The sequence below is a fragment of the Falsiroseomonas sp. HW251 genome (genome assembly GCF_050563545.1).
GTDB lineage: Bacteria > Pseudomonadota > Alphaproteobacteria > Acetobacterales > Acetobacteraceae > Falsiroseomonas.
Genome location: NZ_JBNXUM010000010.1, coordinates 117,566 through 133,033 on the forward strand (window position 1 = coordinate 117,566; position 15,468 = coordinate 133,033).

Genomic DNA, 15,468 nt, shown 5'->3' on the forward strand with positions numbered 1-15,468 from the left:
TTCCCGCCCTGTCGAGCCAAGTGCTCGCCGTCATCGTCATCCGATCGTTCCGTGCCGGGCGGCCAGATCTCCCGCCGGAATGCCGTCGCGCTCCATCAGGCGCTGCACAACGAGGTCACCGAACAGCCAGAGCGCCAGCTCGTACTGCCCGCCGAGCGGCAGCACCGAACCACCATCCCAGGTCTGCGCGGGCAGACGCAGCACGAGGTCGGCCGCGTCCAGGGCGGCGCCGCGTTCCGCTGCCGTCAGAACCGCGCACCGCGCACCGAGACTGCGGGCGTGCCGCAGGAACGCTACCGTGCTCGGCAGGTCGCCACGCGCCGCATTCGCCAGCAGCAGGTCACCCGCACGCAGCGGCGGCGTGGTGATGCCGCCGACCCAATGCGCGTCGCGGCCGAGATGGAACAGCCGCATCGCGAGCCCCATCAGCGCGTAGCCGGTCCGGCCATTGCCCCAGACCAGCACCCGCGGCGCGGCGGCGATCGCCTCAACCGCGGCCTCCAGCGTTTCGGCCGGGATCCCGGCGAAGAGCGCGGCCTGCTCGGCCAGGATCGGTGCGACGCGCTCGGCCGGAGTCACGGCGCCGCCCCGTGCAGCACGCCACGGGCCAGGAAGAGCTCCGTCACCTCCTCGACCGCGGCGATGAAGCGCGGGTCGCGCCGCGCAGCGAGCCCGCGCGGCCGCGGCAGATCCACCGTGAGCAACCGCTCTATCCGGCCGGGCCGCGGCGACATCACTGCCACCCGGTCAGCCAGCAGCACGGCCTCGTCCACGCTGTGCGTGATGAAGAGAACGGTCTTGCGCGTGCGCAGCCACAACGCCTCGAGGTCGAGGCGCATCTGTTCGCGTGTCAGTGCGTCCAGCGCGCCGAAGGGCTCGTCCATCAGCAGAAGCGGCGGGTCGTGCAGCAGCGCGCGCGCGATGGAGGCGCGCTGACGCATGCCGCCCGAGAGCTCGTGCGGATGGCGCTCCGCGAAATCCTCGAGCCCGACCTGGCGCAGCAACGCCATGCCGCGGTCGCGGTAGGCGGCCTCGCGCAGCCCGCGGATGCCCGCCTGGAACAGCACGTTGCCGAGCACGCTGCGCCATTCCAGCAGCACCGGATGCTGGAAGACGATGCCGAGCGCGGTCACCGGGCCCGTGACGGGCCTGCCGAACACCTCGACGCGGCCGGAAGAGGGCGGCATGAGGCCCGCGACCAGGCGCAGCAGCGTGGACTTGCCGCAGCCCGAGGGCCCGACCACGGCAAGGAATTCGCCCGCTGGCACCTCGAGGTCGAAAGCGTCCAGCGCGAGCGTCTCGCCATGACGGGTGAGGAAGCGCTTGGCGACGCCCATGGCCCGGATGCCGCCCGCCCGATCCTGCATGCCGCGTTCCCACCCCCTCGCTTGACGGCGCTTGCCGCGCGGGAACAGTCTTCCAGGTGCAGCGTCCCGCGCAAGACGGCAGCGACGGAGGGAGGATCGGAGGCCCGCATGAATCCCGCCTCGCGAGCCTGGGCGGCCCGGCTCCGCATCGCCGGTGCCTTCGTGGCCTTCCTGATCGCCTGGGAGATCCTGGTCCGTGCCTTCGGCGTGCCGGAGTACATCCTGCCGGCGCCGAGCCGCGTCATTGCGGACGGCGCGTCGCGCTGGCGTTCGCTGGCGGAAGCCGCGAGTTTCACCGTCCAGCCGATGATGCTGGGCTTCATCGCGGCGGTGGTTCTCGGCGTCGCGATCGCGCTCGGCATCGCCTTCTCGGATGCGGCGCGGCAGATCGCCTATCCGCTGCTGGTGTTCTTCCAGATCGTGCCGAAGATCGCGGTCGCGCCGCTCTTCATCATCTGGTTCGGCTTCGGACTGATGCCGAAGGTGCTGCTGGTCTTCCTGCTGAGCTTCTTCCCTGTCGTCGTCAGCGCCTTGCAGGCTTTCCGCAGCCTGGAGAGCGAGGTGACGGAGCTGCTGCGCTCCTCCGGCGCGACGCGCTGGCGCGCCTTCCGCATGGTGCAGCTGCCGGCGGCGCTGCCCGTGCTGTTCGGCGGCTTCAAGGTGGCGGCGGCGCTGGCAGCGACGGCGGCAGTGGTGGCGGAGTTCGTCGCCTCGGACCGCGGTCTCGGCTACCTGCTGCTGGAGTATAACGGCAATCTCGACACGCCGATGTGCTTCGCCGCGATCTTCGTGCTGACCGCGCTCGGGCTGGGGCTGTACGGGATGGTGGAGCTTGCGGAGCGGCTCGCGATCCCCTGGCACGTCTCCCGCCGCCGCGCGGAGGGTGAGCTGCCGGGGCTGTGAAAAGGAAGGGAGGGACAGGGATGATGAAATGGATGCTGGCCGCGATGGCGACCCTGCTGCTCGGCGCCGCGCCGTCCGCGGCGCAGGACCGTGTTTCGCTGCGGTTGAACTGGCTGCTCTACGGCTTCCACACGCCCTTCTACCTCGGCGTGGAACGCGGATTCTACCGCGAGGCCGGGATCGAGCTGACGATTGGGGAGGGCCAGGGTTCGGCCCGCGCGGTGCAGCTCGTCGCCGCAGGCTCCGACACCTTCGGGCTCTCGGACGGCTCCTCCATCATCAACGGCGTGGCGCGCGGCGCGCCGTTGCAGGCGGTGATGGGCATTATGAACCGCTCGCCCTTCGCGATCATCGTCCGCGAGGACAGCGGCATCCGCACCATGCGGGATCTCGCCGGCCGTACCATCGCCGCCACCACCGGTGAGGCCGGGCTGGTGATCTTCCCCGCGCTGCTGCGTGCCAACGGCATGGCGCCGGATTCCGTGCGCTTCCTGCGCGTGGACGGCGCCGGCAAGCTGGTCGCGACGCTGGAGAACCGCACCGTCGGCCTGCTCGGCGGCGTGGAGAACCAGGCGCTGATCATGCCGCAGCGCGGCGTGCCGGTGCGATCGATCCTCTATGCCGACAACGGCGCGAACACGATGGGGCTCGCCATCCACGCGACGCGGGAGACGCTGCAGCGGAACCCCGAGATGGTGCGCCGGTTTATCCGCGCCACCCAGCGCGCCTTCGACCTGGCCGAACGCGATCCGGACGCCGCGATCGCCGCGGGACTGCGCGTAAAGCCGGACATGGAGCGCGACCTCTCGCTTGCGCAGCTTCGCGCCGGGCTGCCGCTGGTGCGCTCGGCCCGCGGCCAGGACCGGCCGATCGGCTGGATGCCGCCGGAGGACTGGGCCGAGACGCTGAGCCTGATGCGCGAATACCAGGAGCTGCGCACGGAGCTGCCGGCCGAGGCCTTCTACACCAACGCCCTCCTGCCGCAGTGAGGGGTGCGGCGGTCGTCACCGGCGGCGCGGGCGGCATAGGCCGCGCCGTGGTCGCGCGGCTCTCGCGCGAGGGATACCAGGTCGCGTCCTGGGATCTCTCGCCGGAAGTGCCTGGCACGGCGCTGGCGATCGCGGTGGACGTGACCGACGACGCCGCTTTGCAGCACGCTGCGGCGGAGACGGAGGCCGCGCTCGGCCGCATCACGGTGCTGGTGGTGAACGCCGGCATCCTCGGCCCGACCGCCCGCGCCTGGGAGGTGCCGGTCGAAGAGGTGCGGCGCGTGCTGGACGCTAACCTGCTCTCCGGCTTCCTGACCTGCCGCGCCGTCATCCCGCGCATGCTCGCGAACCCGGGGCCCGAGCGCGGCCGCATCGTGCTGACGGGATCGGCGGTCGGAAAGGAAGGCAGCGCGCTGTCCGGACCCTATGCCGCGTCCAAGGCCGGCCTGATGGCGCTGGCGAAGGTGCTGGGCAAGGAACTCGCGACCGAGGGCATCCTGGTCAACGCCATCGCGCCCACCGTGGTGCGCACCGCGATGGAGAGGTCGATGGCGGAAGAGATCCGGGCCGACAAGTTGCGCCGCATCCCGATGGGCCGCTTCGCGGAGCCGGAGGAGGTGGCGGCGATGGTCGCCTTTCTCTGCGGGCCCGATTGCAGCTTCTCGACCGGCGCCGTCTTCGACCTGTCGGGCGGCCGGCTGTACGAATGAGGGAGATGCGGATGCTTGCTGGCGAGGCGGTGGTCGCGATCTGGAACGGCGTGACGCCGGAGGGGCGGGCGGAGTTCTACGCCTGGCACCTGCATGAACACATGGCCGAGCGCGTCGGCATCCCCGGCTTCCGTCGCGGCCGCCGCTATGTCGCACTCGATGCGGCGACGCAGCCGGAGTTCTTCACGCTCTACGAGGCCGACAGTATGCAGGTGCTGCAGGGCCAGGACTATCTGAACCGCCTGAACGCGCCGACCGCCTGGACGCGCCGCGCGACGCAGGGCTTCCGCGACACGTCGCGGGGCCTGGCGCGGGTGGTTGAGAGCCGCGGCGTCGGCGTCGGCGGCGTGCTGCTGACCCTGCGCTTCGACGCGTTGCCTGCCGCGCAGGCCGCCGTGGCGGCGCTGGTGCGCGATGCGGCGGGGCAGCCCCGCGTCACTGGCGCGCATCTCTGCATCGCCGACGCGGAGGCGAGCGGCACCAGCACGACGGAAAGCAGGGGCCGCGGCGACATCACGGCGCCGCCTAGCTGGATCATCCTGGCCGAGGCCACGGATGCCGAGGCGCTGGCGTCCTTGCTGCCCGACGCTGCCCTGCACGCCGCCGGCGCGGAGGGGACCGTACGGAGAGGGCTCTACCGTCTCGAGTTCCAGCGCCTGAAGACTGCGTGGACAAGCTGAGCTGACAAGCCCGACTGGAGGGGAAGCCCTGCGCGGGCCGTGAAGCAGCTAAGCTCGCCGCTCTCGGGCGAAGCGCCGACGCCGGCGGAAGCGGAGTCCGGCTTGCGTCCTGCCGGGTATCTCACACCATCCAGAACGGCTTGGACGCTTCCATCGCCGCCTCGCCCGGGCTGAGGCCGATGTCACGCAACTCCCGATGGCCGAGTGAGGCGAGCAGCGCCCTGTCGCGCGAGCGGGCACGCCACTCGCCCACCAGGTGCCCGAACCGCAGCAGCAGATCCGTCCTCGGTTCCGTTTTCCTGATCCTGGTCATTGCCGGTGCTCCTTCACCTTGCCGCATGAGCGCGGTGGGAGGCTTGTGCGCCGTCAGGCGCGGCGCCGCTTGGCCACGGCCTTGCCCGCGTCTTGAGAATTGCTGGATATTGGCTGGCGCGGAGAACCTCACGGCAGCGTGACACGCCCGGCTACGGCGACTGGGCTATCGCAAGCCCGTCGTGTTGCCGGCCACGACGGCATCGGATCTACAGGAATGAAGATCGCCTTCGGGCAGCATGAGCTCGACCTGCTGCGCAAGGAGTTGCGCAGCGGCGGGCAGCCTGTACATGTCGAACCTCAGGTCTTCGACCTGCTCGTGCACCTCGTCCGCCATCGCGACAGGGTGGTGAGCAAGGACGAGCTGTTCGACACGATCTGGCAGGGCCGCATCGTGTCCGAAGCCGCCCTGTCCAGTCGGATCAACGCCGCCCGCAAGGCGGTCGGCGACGACGGCGACCGGCAGGAGGTGATCCGCACCGTCCATCGCCGCGGCTTCCGCTTCGTGGCAGAAGCGAAGGAAGACGAAACGGAGGCGCCCGCCCCGCCCGCCCCGCCCGTCGTGCCCCGCCGGACCACCGCTCGCCCGTCCATCGTCGTGCTGCCCTTCGCCAATCTCAGCACCGAGCCCGACACCGAGTATTTCAGCTACGGCTTGACCGAGGACATCATCCGGCTGCTCGCACGGCAGCGCTGGCTCGATGTGCTGAGCCGTCATTCCGGCGCGCCCTTCAGGGGCAGCGACGTGTCGGCGCGCGAGATCGGTGCCGCGCTCGGCGTGCGCTACATCGTTCAGGGCAGCGTGCTGCGCCGCGGGCAGCGCGTGCGCATCACCGCCGATCTCGTCGGCGCCGAGACGGGCCACCAGCTCTGGTCGGAGACCTACCAGTTCGACCTGGACGACCTGCTGGCCGTGCAGGAGAGCATGGCCCAGCAGATCGCGGCCACGATCGAGCCGGAGCTCGGCCGGCTGGAGCGCGAGGCTGCGGCGCGCCGCCCGCCTGAACACCTGGATGCCTGGGACTGCTACCAGCGCGGGCTGTGGCACCTCTGGGGCTTCACCGTGCCGGGAATGGAGGAGGCGGAGGCGATGTTCCGCGAGGCGCTGGAAATCGACCCGCGCTTCGCCCGCGCCCATGGCGCGCTCGCCTATGTCCATCTGCAGAGCGCCGTGCTGCGCCCGCCGGCGGATCGGCCCGCGCTGATCGCGCAGGCGTTGCGCGAGGCGCGCACGGCGGTCGCGCTGGACGACCAGGACAGCATGAACCTTTGCGTGCTGGGCCGCGCGCATTGCTTCCTGCAGGATTACGACGAGGCCATCGCGCGGCTTGAGGAAGCGGTCGCGCTGAACCCGAGCTTCGCCCAGGCCTGGTACGCGCTGGGCTTCACCTTCCTGTTCTGCGGGCGGGAAGAGGAGGCGGTGGCCTGCATCGAGCGCGCGACGGAGCTGAGCCCCCGCGACCCGCATCTCGCGAGCTTCCTCGGCTTCCGCGCGATGGCCTATCTCTTCCTGGGCGAGCTCGACGCCGCGGTGATGCTGGCGCGCCAGGCGATCAGGGTGCCGAACGCGAAGCACTGGCCCTTTGCCGTGCAGGCCGCGGCGCTCGGCCTGCTCGACCGGACGGCGGAGGCTCGGGCGGCCGTCGCCGCGCTGCTGGAACGCCAGCCCGACTACTCGCTGGAGATGGCGCGGAGCGATTTCTTCTTCTGCCGCGACGCCGCCCGGATCGAACCTTTCCTAGACGGGCTGCGGCGGGCCGGCGTGCCGGAGCACGCGCCCGCCGCCGCCTGACAAGGGCTCAGCCGCAAGGGAGGAAGGGCTCCGCCTCCCGCCAGGCTTCCTCACGCTTGGTTCGCGCCGCGCGGCAGCGCAGAGCCTGCCCCGCGATGTGGCGCATCCACTCGCTGCCGCTCCGGTGCCGCAGCACCAGTGGCGTATCATCCGTGCCCATCACCCGGTCTCCTTCAGCATGGGGTGGTCTTCAGCGGCGCCGTCCAGGTGGTTGCGACGCCGGCCAGGCAGGTCTCGCCGGCCTCGTTGCGCACCACGGTGTGCAGCGTGCAGATCGGCTTGTCGTCACGGCGCGCGGTGACCTCGACCTCCGCCTCGATCGCTTCGCCGATGCGGACGGCCTTCAGGAAGCGCCATTCGGTGCCGAGGAAGACCGTGCCCGGGCCCGGCAGATCCTCCGCCACGACGGCGTTCAGCAGGCCGGAGGTGACGCCGCCCTGCACGATGAGCCCGCCGAAGGGCGATCGCTCCGCGAGCGCCGCGTCGAAGTGCAGGGGGTTGCGGTCGCCCGTCATCGCGGCGAAGCGCTCGACATCCTCCGTCGTCGTGCGCCGCCGACGCACCGCGCGCTGCCCGATCTCGGGCCGTCCCGCCAGCGTCAGGCGCCAGGGATCCGTGTTCATGCCGCTTCCTCCAGATGCGTCGCGCGCGCCAGCATCGCCGCGACTTCCTGCTTCATCGCCGCGTTCAGGGCCTTGTGCAGGGACTGCAGCCGCGGCAGGTCCCAGTCGAAGGCAGCGATCGCGTCCGTCGTCTCGAACAGCGGCACGGACAGCGCGTCGCGCTCGGCCGCATAGTCCTGCAGGGCACGCGGCGTGCCGCGCGCGACTGCGTCCGCCAGCAGTTCGGCATCGCGCAGCGCATCGGTAATGCCGTGCGCGGTCAGCGGGTCCTTGAAGTAGCCGGCGTCGCCCACCAGCGCCCAGCCCGGCCCGCTGGCCTGGCGGAAGAATCCACGGCGCCCCGCGAAGGCGGATATGCCGCTGGACTGGCGTCCCTGTTCCACGCGCGCCGCGAGCGCCGGCGCGACAGCCTGGAGCGCGGCACGCAGCCCTGAAGCCGGCGCGGCGCGGAATGCCGCGCGGTAGCGCTCCGGCGGGACGGCCGCGAAGACGCAATGCAGCCCGTCATTGGTCGGGATGGCGCCGACGCTGGCGCCCGGGACGTAGTGCCAGTGATAGCCGTCGATCTCGAGGCCCGCCCAGTAGCCGAAGACCGTCGCCGTGGCATGCCGAGCCTGGCGCAGCACCGCTGCCTCGGCTTCACGCGCGACGGCGGAGCCGATGCCGTCGGCACCGATAACGAGATCGGCGTGGATCGCCCGCGGCCGGCCTTCCGCGTCCAGCGTCGCGACGCCGGCTACACGCTCGCCCTCGCGCAGCAGGCCGATGACCGTCTCGCCGTACCGGACCTCCGCACCGGCCTCGCAGGCCGCATCAACGAGCAGCGCGTCGAGCACGGTCCGCCGAGGCGCGTAGAGCGCGTCCACGCCGTCGCCGGGCTTCAGCGCGATCGTGATCTCCTCCGCGCCGTAGTGGAAGCTGGTGCGGCGCACGGCCGGCGTGCCGGCGGCGATTACCCGCGGCAGCAGGCCCCAACGGGAGAGCTGCAGCACGCCGCCGCGCATCATCGCATGGGTCGAGAGGGTGTCCGCGCCATAGGTGCCGCGGTCGATCGCGAGCACCTTGAGCCCCCTGCGTGCCAGCAGCATGGCGGTGGCCGCGCCGGCGCAGCGAGCGCCGACGATCACGACGTCATGGCGTGACATGGTTGATGTCCTTCACGGTCAGGCCGCCGCGCGGCTGGGCTGATGGGAGAGGTGGCGAGCGAGCTCGCCGGCAATGACCGCCGCATCGATCCCGACGCCACCAATGAAGCTGGAGCTGCGCCGCCGCATGAAGCGGAGCCCGAGCACGAACAGGCCAGGCAGCGCGCCGATGCCGAGCCGGTGGCGGATTTCGCCGGAGTCGTCGAGCAGGCCGGCGGCGCCGAGCCAGCCATTGTCGCGACGATAGCCCGTGGCCCAGACCACACTGCCGACGCGCTCGCCCGCCAGGTCCAGCTCGGGCGGCGTCGGTGCGAAGTCGCCGGGCGCCGCGGGCCAGCCCTGCTGCGGCGCGCCCAGCGCATCCGCCGCGACGTCGATGCGTGCCAGCATGCTCTCCATCGGCCGCTGAGCCCCGGCGGTGCTGAGGGCGAGGTCGTCGGCGAAGCGCATCCGCGTGCCCTCCGCCCCGGTCGCGCGGCCCAGAACGCGCACGCCGCGGTCGCGCAGGGCCCCGAGGTCGAGGTCGCGCCGCGGCAGTCCGCCGACCAGCTGCAGGGAAGGCTGCGACGCGGCGCGGCGGAGGTCGCGCTGGTCCTCCGCGCGGTCCTCCAGCAGGCCGACATGGTGCATCCACCAGAAGATGTCGCGGCCGCGGTAGCTCCGCGGCGCGCGGGTGTGGCGCCCGACGGCGATCGCCACCTCGCGCCCGGCCACGCTCAGCTCCTCGGCGATCTGCACAGCCGAGGCCGCGGCACCCACCACCAGCACGCCGCCGGGCGGCAGCGCGGCGGGGTTGCGGTAGGCGCTGGCAGGAAGCTGGTGGATCGCGGGCGAGAGCGTGGCGGCGAAGTCCGGCACGGCTGGCCGGGCGCAGGCACCAGTCGCGACCACCACGCTGCGTGCACGCCAGCAGCCGGCATTCGTCTCGACATGCCACGCCTCGCCGATCGGCCGCAGCGCGCCGACCGCGATCCCCTCCAGCACCGGCGCGTTGAAGGCGGCGGCGTAGTCCGAGAGAAACTCGATCAGCTCCGGCAGGCTCATGAAGCCGTCGGGGTGCGGGCCGGCATAGGCGTGGCCGGGCAGGGTCGTCATCCAATTCGGCGTGAGCAGCCGCAGGCTGTCCCAGCGCTCGCTGCGCCAGCGCTCGGCGATGCGGCCGCGCTCAAGCACGACGTGCTCGATGCCGAAGCGGCCGAGCTGGTGGCTCGCGGCCAGGCCGGCCTGGCCCGCGCCGATCACGACGGCGTCGGTGCTGCGCATGGGAGTTTGCTCCGGTTCGTGGAGGCCGCCGGCGCCCTGCCGACGGCCGCTGCGTCAGGCCTTGGCGGACACTGCCACCGCCACGCCGTTAGTCAGCATGTCGAAGACGGCGGAGCGGGCGACGGACTGGCGCACGATCTCCTCGAGCTTCGCCGCCGGCGCATCGCCCGCGACCTCGAAGCTCACGCGGATCGCCTGGAAGCCGTTGCGGACCTTTTCGTTCAGGCCGAGCACGCCCTGCAGGTCGATGTCGCCCACGACCTTCGCATCCGCCTTGGTCAGCGTGACGCCACGCGCGGCGGCGATGTTGGCGATGCCGGCCGTCAGGCAGGCCGCGAGCGCGTGCAGCACCCATTCCACTGGCGTCGGGCCTTCGTCCGTGCCGCAGAGCATGGCCGGGTGGTCGCCATGGGCGACGGTCGGCCTCTTGTGCTGCTGCTCGCCGCCGACCCCGTAGAAGCCGGCCATCGTGCTCTGCATATGCGTGCCTGACAGCCAGCGGCTGTCCGCACGGAACTGGAACTTCGCGAGCTCCGGCTGGCCGCGCACCACGTCGAGCGTGGCAAAGAGCGTCGGCGTGTCCACGCCGTGGCGCGGCTGCGGGGCGGGCTTCAGGGGCTTGGTAAACTCGGCCGTGACTGACATGGTCTCTTCTCCTGGATGTTCCGGATGCGCCCCGCGGCGTGCGGAACGTGGAGGGATCCTGCGCGCCGCCACGGCATGACGCTTGGCCGGAACCTTCGGGACATCTTGAGAAGTCATGGATTCATGTTTCGCCACGCCGGCGGGTCGGCCACTAAGCGTGGGCGACCGGTCGAGCGGCGCTTCGTCGGCAGGGCCGGCACGGGCCCTGGCACGGCGGATACGCACATGACTGGTCTCAGGGCGAAGAGGCACTTGAACGCACCGTGCACGTCGATCGAGATCAACTCCTCATTCTACCTCCCGCACCGCACTCGCCCCGCCTGCGGCAAGCCGCATTCGCGGCCTCGGTCCACTTCGCGGGCCGGATGCCGCGCCTTCTGCACGAGAGATCGTTCCAAGCGGTCGTGGTCTTGCGTTAGGCTTCCCCGCATGACCGACCGCTTCCGCAACGCCCCCGCAATCCGCGCCCCGCGCGGGCTCGACCTCAGCTGCCGCCAATGGACGACCGAGGCGGCAATGCGGATGCTGATGAACAACCTCGACGACGAGGTCGCGGAGCGCCCGGGCGAGCTCGTGGTCTATGGCGGCATCGGCCGCGCGGCGCGCGACTGGAAGAGCTACGAGACCATCGTCGCCGTGCTGAAGCGCCTGGACGAAGAGCACACGCTGCTCGTGCAGTCCGGCAAGCCCGTCGGCGTGTTCCGCACCCATGCGGACGCACCGCGCGTCCTGATCGCCAATTCCAACCTGGTGCCGCGCTGGGCGAGCTGGGAACATTTCAACCAGCTCGATCGCGCGGGCCTCATGATGTACGGGCAGATGACCGCGGGGTCGTGGATCTACATCGGTTCGCAGGGCATCGTGCAGGGCACCTACGAGACCTTCGCCGAAGCGGGTCGCCAGCATTTCGGTGGCTCTTTGGCGGGACGCTGGATCCTGACGGCCGGCCTGGGCGGGATGGGCGGCGCGCAGCCGCTCGCGGGCGTCTTCGCCGGCGCCTGCGTTCTCGCCGTGGAATGCCAGCCCTCGCGGATCGAAAAGCGGCTGGAGACGCGCTACCTCGACCACCGCGCCGATGATCTCGACAACGCGCTCGCGATGATCCGCAAGGCCTGCGAGGAGAAGCGCGCGATCAGCGTCGGGCTGCTCGGCAACGCGGCGGAGGTCTTCCCGGAACTGGTGCGGCGCGGCGTCGTGCCCGACATCGTCACCGACCAGACCAGCGCGCATGATCCCGCCAACGGCTATCTCCCCGCCGGCTGGTCGCTCGACGAGTGGGAGTCGAGGCGCCAATCGGACCCGGCCTTCGTCGCGGCGGCGGCGAAGAAGTCCATGGTCCGGCACGTGCAGGCCATGCTGGACTTCAAGCGGATGGGTTCCGCCGTGCTCGACTACGGCAACAACATCCGGCAGATGGCGAAGGAGGAAGGCCTGGCCAACGCCTTCGAGTTCCCGGGCTTCGTGCCCGCCTATATCCGCCCGCTCTTCTGCCGCGGCGTCGGCCCCTTCCGCTGGGCCGCGCTGTCCGGCGACCCCGAGGACATCCGCCGGACCGACGACAAGGTGCGGGAACTGATCCCAGACGATCCGCACCTGCACCAGTGGCTCGACATGGCGCGCGCGCGCATCGCCTTCCAGGGCCTCCCGGCGCGGATCTGCTGGGTGGGGCTTGGCCAGCGCGACAGGCTGGGCCTGGCCTTCAACGAAATGGTGGCGCGCGGCGAGATCGGGCCGATCGTGATCGGCCGCGACCACCTGGATTCCGGATCGGTGGCGAGCCCGAATCGCGAGACGGAAGCGATGATGGACGGGTCCGACGCAGTTTCCGACTGGCCGCTGCTGAACGCGCTGCTGAACACGGCGTCGGGCGCGACCTGGGTTTCGCTGCATCACGGCGGCGGCGTCGGCATGGGCTTCAGCCAGCATGCGGGGATGGTGATCGTTTGCGATGGCACGGAAGCCGCGTCGCGAAGGCTGGCGCGCGTGCTGTGGAACGACCCGGCGACGGGCGTGATGCGGCATGCCGATGCAGGCTACGACATCGCCAGGGATTGCGCGCGGCAGTTTGGGCTGGACCTGCCGATGCTGTCGTAAGGTGCCCTCCCTTGCTCAAGCGCCTCCCTCTCCCGCAAGCGGGGGAGGGAAAGCGCGGAAGCGGGGAAGATGGAGACGACCATGACCACCCCCGACGCCGCCACGCTTCACGACCTCCGCGCCGTCATGACGGGCGCGGCGGTCGCGCTCGACCCGTCCTGGCGATCGCGGGTGCAGGCGTCCGTGGACGCATTGCAGACACGGCTCGCCTCCGGCGAGGCGCTCTATGGCGTCAACACCGGGTTCGGGAAGCTCGCCTCCACGCGGATCCCGCCGGAAAGGCTTGCGCAGCTCCAGCTCAACCTGATCCGCAGCCACGCCGCCGGCACCGGCGCCTTCCTGCCTGCGCCGGTGGTGCGCCTGATCCTCGCGCTGAAGGCGAGGAGCCTGGCGCGCGGGGCGTCCGGCGTGCGGCCGCAGCTGGTGGACGCGCTGCTCGCGCTGCTGAAGCACGATGTCCTGCCCGCGATCCCCGCGAAAGGCTCGGTCGGCGCGTCGGGCGATCTCGCGCCGCTGGCGCACCTCTCACTCGTCCTGATCGGCGAGGGCGAGGCCTTTCACGCCGACCGCGTGCTCGACGGCACGCAGGCACTGGCGGTTGCGGGAATCGAACCGCTGTCCCTTGGGCCTAAGGAAGGTCTCGCGCTGCTGAACGGCACGCAGGTCAGCACCGCGCTCGCGCTCGCCGGCCTGTTCGCCGCGCAGGACCTGCTGAAGGCGGCGCTGCTGGCCTCCGCGCTCAGCCTCGATGCCGCGCGCGGCTCCGACACACCCTTTGACCCGCGCATCCATGCGCTTCGCGGCCAGCCAGGCCAGGTTCGCGTGGCCGCCGCGCTGCGCGCGCTGATCGCGGGCAGCGCGATCCGCGACAGCCACCGGGAAGGCGACACACGCGTGCAGGATCCCTATTCGCTGCGCTGCCAGCCCCAGGTCGCCGGCGCCTGCCTCGACCTGCTGGATCACGCCGCCGCCGTGCTGTTGCGTGAGGCGAATGCCGTCACCGACAACCCGCTGGTCACCGAGGACGGCGCCGTGCTGTCCGGCGGCAATTTCCACGCGGAACCCGTCGCTTTCGCCGCCGACACCATCGCGCTCGCGCTCGCCGAGCTCGGCGCGATCAGCGAACGGCGCATCGCGCTGCTGACCGACCCCGCGCTGAATTCCGGCCTGCCGGCCTTCCTCGTCGCGGATTCCGGCTTGAATTCCGGCTTCATGATCGCGCAGGTCACCTCCGCCGCGCTGACCGCGGAGAACCGCGCGCTTGCCGTCCCGCGCTCGACCGACAGCCTGCCGACCAGCGCGAACCAGGAGGACCATGTGAGCATGGCAACCGCCGCCGGGCTGCGGCTGGCGGAGATGGCGGCGAACCTCGCGACCATCCTCGGCATCGAGATCCTGGCGGCCTGCCAGGGCATCGAGTTCCATCGGCCGCTCACCTCCTCGCCGGTGCTCGAGGTCGCGCATGCCGCGCTGCGCGAGCAGGTCAGGCCCTGGGACCAGGACCGCGCCATGGCGCCGGACATCGAAGCCGCGAAGCGCCTTGTAGAATCTGGCGTGCTCGCGGGCTTGGTGGAGATCCCGGCGTGACCGCCTTCGACCGCGTCTGGCTCGACGCCCATCTCTGCACCATGACGGGTGACGGCCTCGGCGTGATCGAGGACGGCGCGATCGCCGCCAAGGACGGCCGCATTGCCTGGGTCGGCCGCCGCGCCGACCTGCCCTCCGCGGCGTTGGTCACCACGCGCTGCGGCGGCGCCTGGGTCCTGCCGGGGCTGGTGGATTGCCACACCCACATCGTCTTCGCCGGCAACCGCGCGCCGGAATTCGAGATGCGGCTGAACGGCGCGAGCTACGAGGAAATCGCCAAAGCCGGCGGCGGCATCCTCTCCACCGTCCGCGCCACGCGCGACGCGACGGAGCACGAGTTGGTGGCCGCCGCCCTGCCCCGTCTGCACGCGCTGCTCGCCGAGGGCGTCACCACAATCGAGGTGAAGTCGGGCTACGGCCTCGACCTCGCGACCGAGGCGCGGATGCTGCGCGTGGCGCGGCGGCTCGGCGCCGCGCGGCATGTGGCGGTCGCGACGACCTGCCTCGCTGCCCACGCCGTGCCGCCGGAGTATGCGGGACGCCGCGCCGATTTCGCCCGGGTCGTCGCCGACGAGATCATCCCGGCCATCGCGGCGGAAGGCCTGGCCGACGCCGTGGATGTCTTCACCGACACGGCAATCGGCTTCACGGCGGATGAGACGTCCTGGGTGTTCGAGGCCGCCAGGCAGGCTGGCCTGCCTGTGAAGCTGCATGCCGACCAGCTACGCGACGACGGAGGCGCCGCGCTCGCCGCGCGCCATGGCGCGCTGTCCGCCGACCACATCGAATACGCCGGCGCCGAGGGCATCGCGGCGATGGCGCGGGCAGGCACCGTCGGCGTGCTGCTGCCCGGCGCCTTCTACTTCATACGCGAGACGCACCGGCCCGACATCGCCGCGATGCGCGCGGCGGGGCTGCGGATGGCGCTCGCGACCGACCTCAACCCGGGGTCATCGCCGGCGCTGTCGCTGCTGCTGATGCTGAACATGGGTTGCACGCTGTTCCGCCTCACCGTCGCCGAAGCGCTGCGCGGCATCACCGTCAACGCCGCCGCCGCGCTCGGCATGGCCGACCGCGGCGTGCTCGCGCCGGGGCTGCGCTGCGACCTCTCGCTGTTCGACGTCTCGCGTCCGGCCGAGCTGTGCTACTGGATCGGCCGCAATCCCTGCCGCGGGCGCGTCGTTGCCGGGGAGGACGCTTGAACGTCCTCGGGAAGCACGAGATGGCGCGCGCCCGCTCCCAGGCGAGGATGGATCTCCTCGGGCAGGGCTATGGCGAAACCTGGCTCATGAAGTCCGGGCTGACTGCAGGCAGGTGGGGTTGATCAGGAGGGCGACGTGGCCTGGCTCGGCGACGAG

At 71.3% G+C, this 15,468-nt stretch carries 16 protein-coding genes; 8 read left to right on the top strand and 8 right to left on the bottom strand.

The window, feature by feature from the left end; all coding sequences use genetic code 11:
* Positions 1–36: 36 nt before the first annotated feature.
* Entirely contained in the window at positions 37–579 is a 543-nt protein-coding gene (locus ACLF3M_RS14075; RefSeq protein ID WP_430657566.1) for a hypothetical protein, read from the bottom strand.
* Positions 576–1,367, bottom strand: coding sequence for an ABC transporter ATP-binding protein (locus tag ACLF3M_RS14080; protein ID WP_430657567.1), 792 nt, complete (start codon positions 1,365–1,367; stop codon positions 576–578). The genes ACLF3M_RS14075 and ACLF3M_RS14080 overlap by 4 nt, the downstream gene beginning before the upstream one ends.
* A gap of 108 nt (positions 1,368–1,475) precedes the next feature.
* Between ACLF3M_RS14080 and ACLF3M_RS14085 the strand changes: the two genes are divergently transcribed.
* Genes ACLF3M_RS14085 through ACLF3M_RS14100 form a run of 4 tightly spaced genes read left to right on the top strand, consistent with a single transcriptional unit; the run spans position 1,476 to position 4,649 of the window.
* A complete protein-coding gene (locus ACLF3M_RS14085) occupies positions 1,476–2,270 on the top strand; it encodes an ABC transporter permease (RefSeq protein WP_430657568.1) in 795 nt (264 codons plus the stop codon).
* Positions 2,271–2,290: 20 nt separating this feature from the next.
* Entirely contained in the window at positions 2,291–3,259 is a 969-nt protein-coding gene (locus ACLF3M_RS14090; protein ID WP_430657569.1) for an ABC transporter substrate-binding protein, read from the top strand.
* Complete coding sequence (locus ACLF3M_RS14095) at positions 3,256–3,969, top strand: SDR family NAD(P)-dependent oxidoreductase (protein ID WP_430657570.1); 714 nt, start codon at positions 3,256–3,258, stop codon at positions 3,967–3,969. The genes ACLF3M_RS14090 and ACLF3M_RS14095 overlap by 4 nt, the downstream gene beginning before the upstream one ends.
* A 5-nt stretch (positions 3,970–3,974) precedes the next feature.
* Positions 3,975–4,649 (top strand): hypothetical protein, encoded by a 675-nt coding sequence (locus tag ACLF3M_RS14100; protein ID WP_430657571.1) that lies wholly within the window; start codon positions 3,975–3,977, stop codon positions 4,647–4,649.
* Positions 4,650–4,770: 121 nt separating this feature from the next.
* On the opposite strand, the gene ACLF3M_RS14105 is transcribed toward ACLF3M_RS14100, so the two are convergent.
* Complete coding sequence (locus tag ACLF3M_RS14105) at positions 4,771–4,962, bottom strand: DUF1127 domain-containing protein (RefSeq protein ID WP_430657572.1); 192 nt, start codon at positions 4,960–4,962, stop codon at positions 4,771–4,773.
* 216 nt (positions 4,963–5,178) lie between these two features.
* Between ACLF3M_RS14105 and ACLF3M_RS14110 the strand changes: the two genes are divergently transcribed.
* Entirely contained in the window at positions 5,179–6,753 is a 1,575-nt protein-coding gene (locus ACLF3M_RS14110; RefSeq protein ID WP_430657573.1) for a winged helix-turn-helix domain-containing tetratricopeptide repeat protein, read from the top strand.
* A 7-nt stretch (positions 6,754–6,760) separates the two neighbouring features.
* Here ACLF3M_RS14110 and ACLF3M_RS14115 read toward each other — a convergent pair whose 3' ends face one another.
* From ACLF3M_RS14115 to ACLF3M_RS14135, 5 genes are read right to left on the bottom strand one after another with little or no spacing between them, the layout of a single operon-like run.
* Complete coding sequence (locus ACLF3M_RS14115) at positions 6,761–6,913, bottom strand: hypothetical protein (RefSeq protein ID WP_430657574.1); 153 nt, start codon at positions 6,911–6,913, stop codon at positions 6,761–6,763.
* A 13-nt stretch (positions 6,914–6,926) separates the two neighbouring features.
* Entirely contained in the window at positions 6,927–7,376 is a 450-nt protein-coding gene (locus ACLF3M_RS14120; RefSeq protein WP_430657575.1) for a MaoC family dehydratase, read from the bottom strand.
* Positions 7,373–8,521: an NAD(P)/FAD-dependent oxidoreductase gene (locus tag ACLF3M_RS14125; protein ID WP_430657576.1), complete on the bottom strand. Its 1,149-nt coding sequence runs from the start codon at positions 8,519–8,521 to the stop codon at positions 7,373–7,375. The genes ACLF3M_RS14120 and ACLF3M_RS14125 overlap by 4 nt, the downstream gene beginning before the upstream one ends.
* Positions 8,522–8,539: 18 nt before the next feature.
* Positions 8,540–9,784 carry an NAD(P)-binding domain-containing protein gene (locus tag ACLF3M_RS14130; protein ID WP_430657577.1) on the bottom strand — a complete coding sequence of 415 codons (1,245 nt, stop codon included), beginning with the start codon at positions 9,782–9,784 and terminating at the stop codon, positions 8,540–8,542.
* Positions 9,785–9,838: 54 nt separating this feature from the next.
* Entirely contained in the window at positions 9,839–10,429 is a 591-nt protein-coding gene (locus ACLF3M_RS14135; RefSeq protein ID WP_430657578.1) for an OsmC family protein, read from the bottom strand.
* Positions 10,430–10,858: 429 nt separating this feature from the next.
* On the opposite strand from ACLF3M_RS14135, the gene hutU reads away from it, so the two are divergent.
* From hutU to hutI, 3 genes are all read left to right on the top strand, one after another.
* A complete protein-coding gene (gene hutU, locus ACLF3M_RS14140) occupies positions 10,859–12,523 on the top strand; it encodes a urocanate hydratase (protein WP_430657579.1) in 1,665 nt (554 codons plus the stop codon).
* A gap of 81 nt (positions 12,524–12,604) precedes the next feature.
* Positions 12,605–14,110: a histidine ammonia-lyase gene (gene hutH / locus ACLF3M_RS14145; protein ID WP_430657580.1), complete on the top strand. Its 1,506-nt coding sequence runs from the start codon at positions 12,605–12,607 to the stop codon at positions 14,108–14,110.
* Positions 14,107–15,312 (top strand): imidazolonepropionase, encoded by a 1,206-nt coding sequence (gene hutI / locus ACLF3M_RS14150; protein WP_430657581.1) that lies wholly within the window; start codon positions 14,107–14,109, stop codon positions 15,310–15,312. Before hutH ends, hutI begins: the two co-directional genes overlap by 4 nt.
* Positions 15,313–15,468: the final 156 nt, after the last annotated feature.

Excerpts from the sequence above, each read along its gene's own strand:
- ACLF3M_RS14080 (WP_430657567.1), bottom strand. The coding sequence starts at position 1,367 with ATGCAGGATCGGGCGGGCGGCATCCGGGCCATGGGCGTCGCCAAGCGC.
- ACLF3M_RS14085 (WP_430657568.1), top strand. The coding sequence starts at position 1,476 with ATGAATCCCGCCTCGCGAGCCTGGGCGGCCCGGCTCCGCATCGCCGGT.
- ACLF3M_RS14090 (WP_430657569.1), top strand. The coding sequence starts at position 2,291 with ATGATGAAATGGATGCTGGCCGCGATGGCGACCCTGCTGCTCGGCGCC.
- ACLF3M_RS14100 (WP_430657571.1), top strand. The coding sequence starts at position 3,975 with ATGCGGATGCTTGCTGGCGAGGCGGTGGTCGCGATCTGGAACGGCGTG.
- ACLF3M_RS14105 (WP_430657572.1), bottom strand. The coding sequence starts at position 4,962 with ATGACCAGGATCAGGAAAACGGAACCGAGGACGGATCTGCTGCTGCGG.
- ACLF3M_RS14110 (WP_430657573.1), top strand. The coding sequence starts at position 5,179 with ATGAAGATCGCCTTCGGGCAGCATGAGCTCGACCTGCTGCGCAAGGAG.
- ACLF3M_RS14115 (WP_430657574.1), bottom strand. The coding sequence starts at position 6,913 with ATGGGCACGGATGATACGCCACTGGTGCTGCGGCACCGGAGCGGCAGC.
- ACLF3M_RS14120 (WP_430657575.1), bottom strand. The coding sequence starts at position 7,376 with ATGAACACGGATCCCTGGCGCCTGACGCTGGCGGGACGGCCCGAGATC.
- ACLF3M_RS14125 (WP_430657576.1), bottom strand. The coding sequence starts at position 8,521 with ATGTCACGCCATGACGTCGTGATCGTCGGCGCTCGCTGCGCCGGCGCG.
- ACLF3M_RS14130 (WP_430657577.1), bottom strand. The coding sequence starts at position 9,784 with ATGCGCAGCACCGACGCCGTCGTGATCGGCGCGGGCCAGGCCGGCCTG.
- ACLF3M_RS14135 (WP_430657578.1), bottom strand. The coding sequence starts at position 10,429 with ATGTCAGTCACGGCCGAGTTTACCAAGCCCCTGAAGCCCGCCCCGCAG.
- hutU (WP_430657579.1), top strand. The coding sequence starts at position 10,859 with ATGACCGACCGCTTCCGCAACGCCCCCGCAATCCGCGCCCCGCGCGGG.
- hutH (WP_430657580.1), top strand. The coding sequence starts at position 12,605 with ATGACCACCCCCGACGCCGCCACGCTTCACGACCTCCGCGCCGTCATG.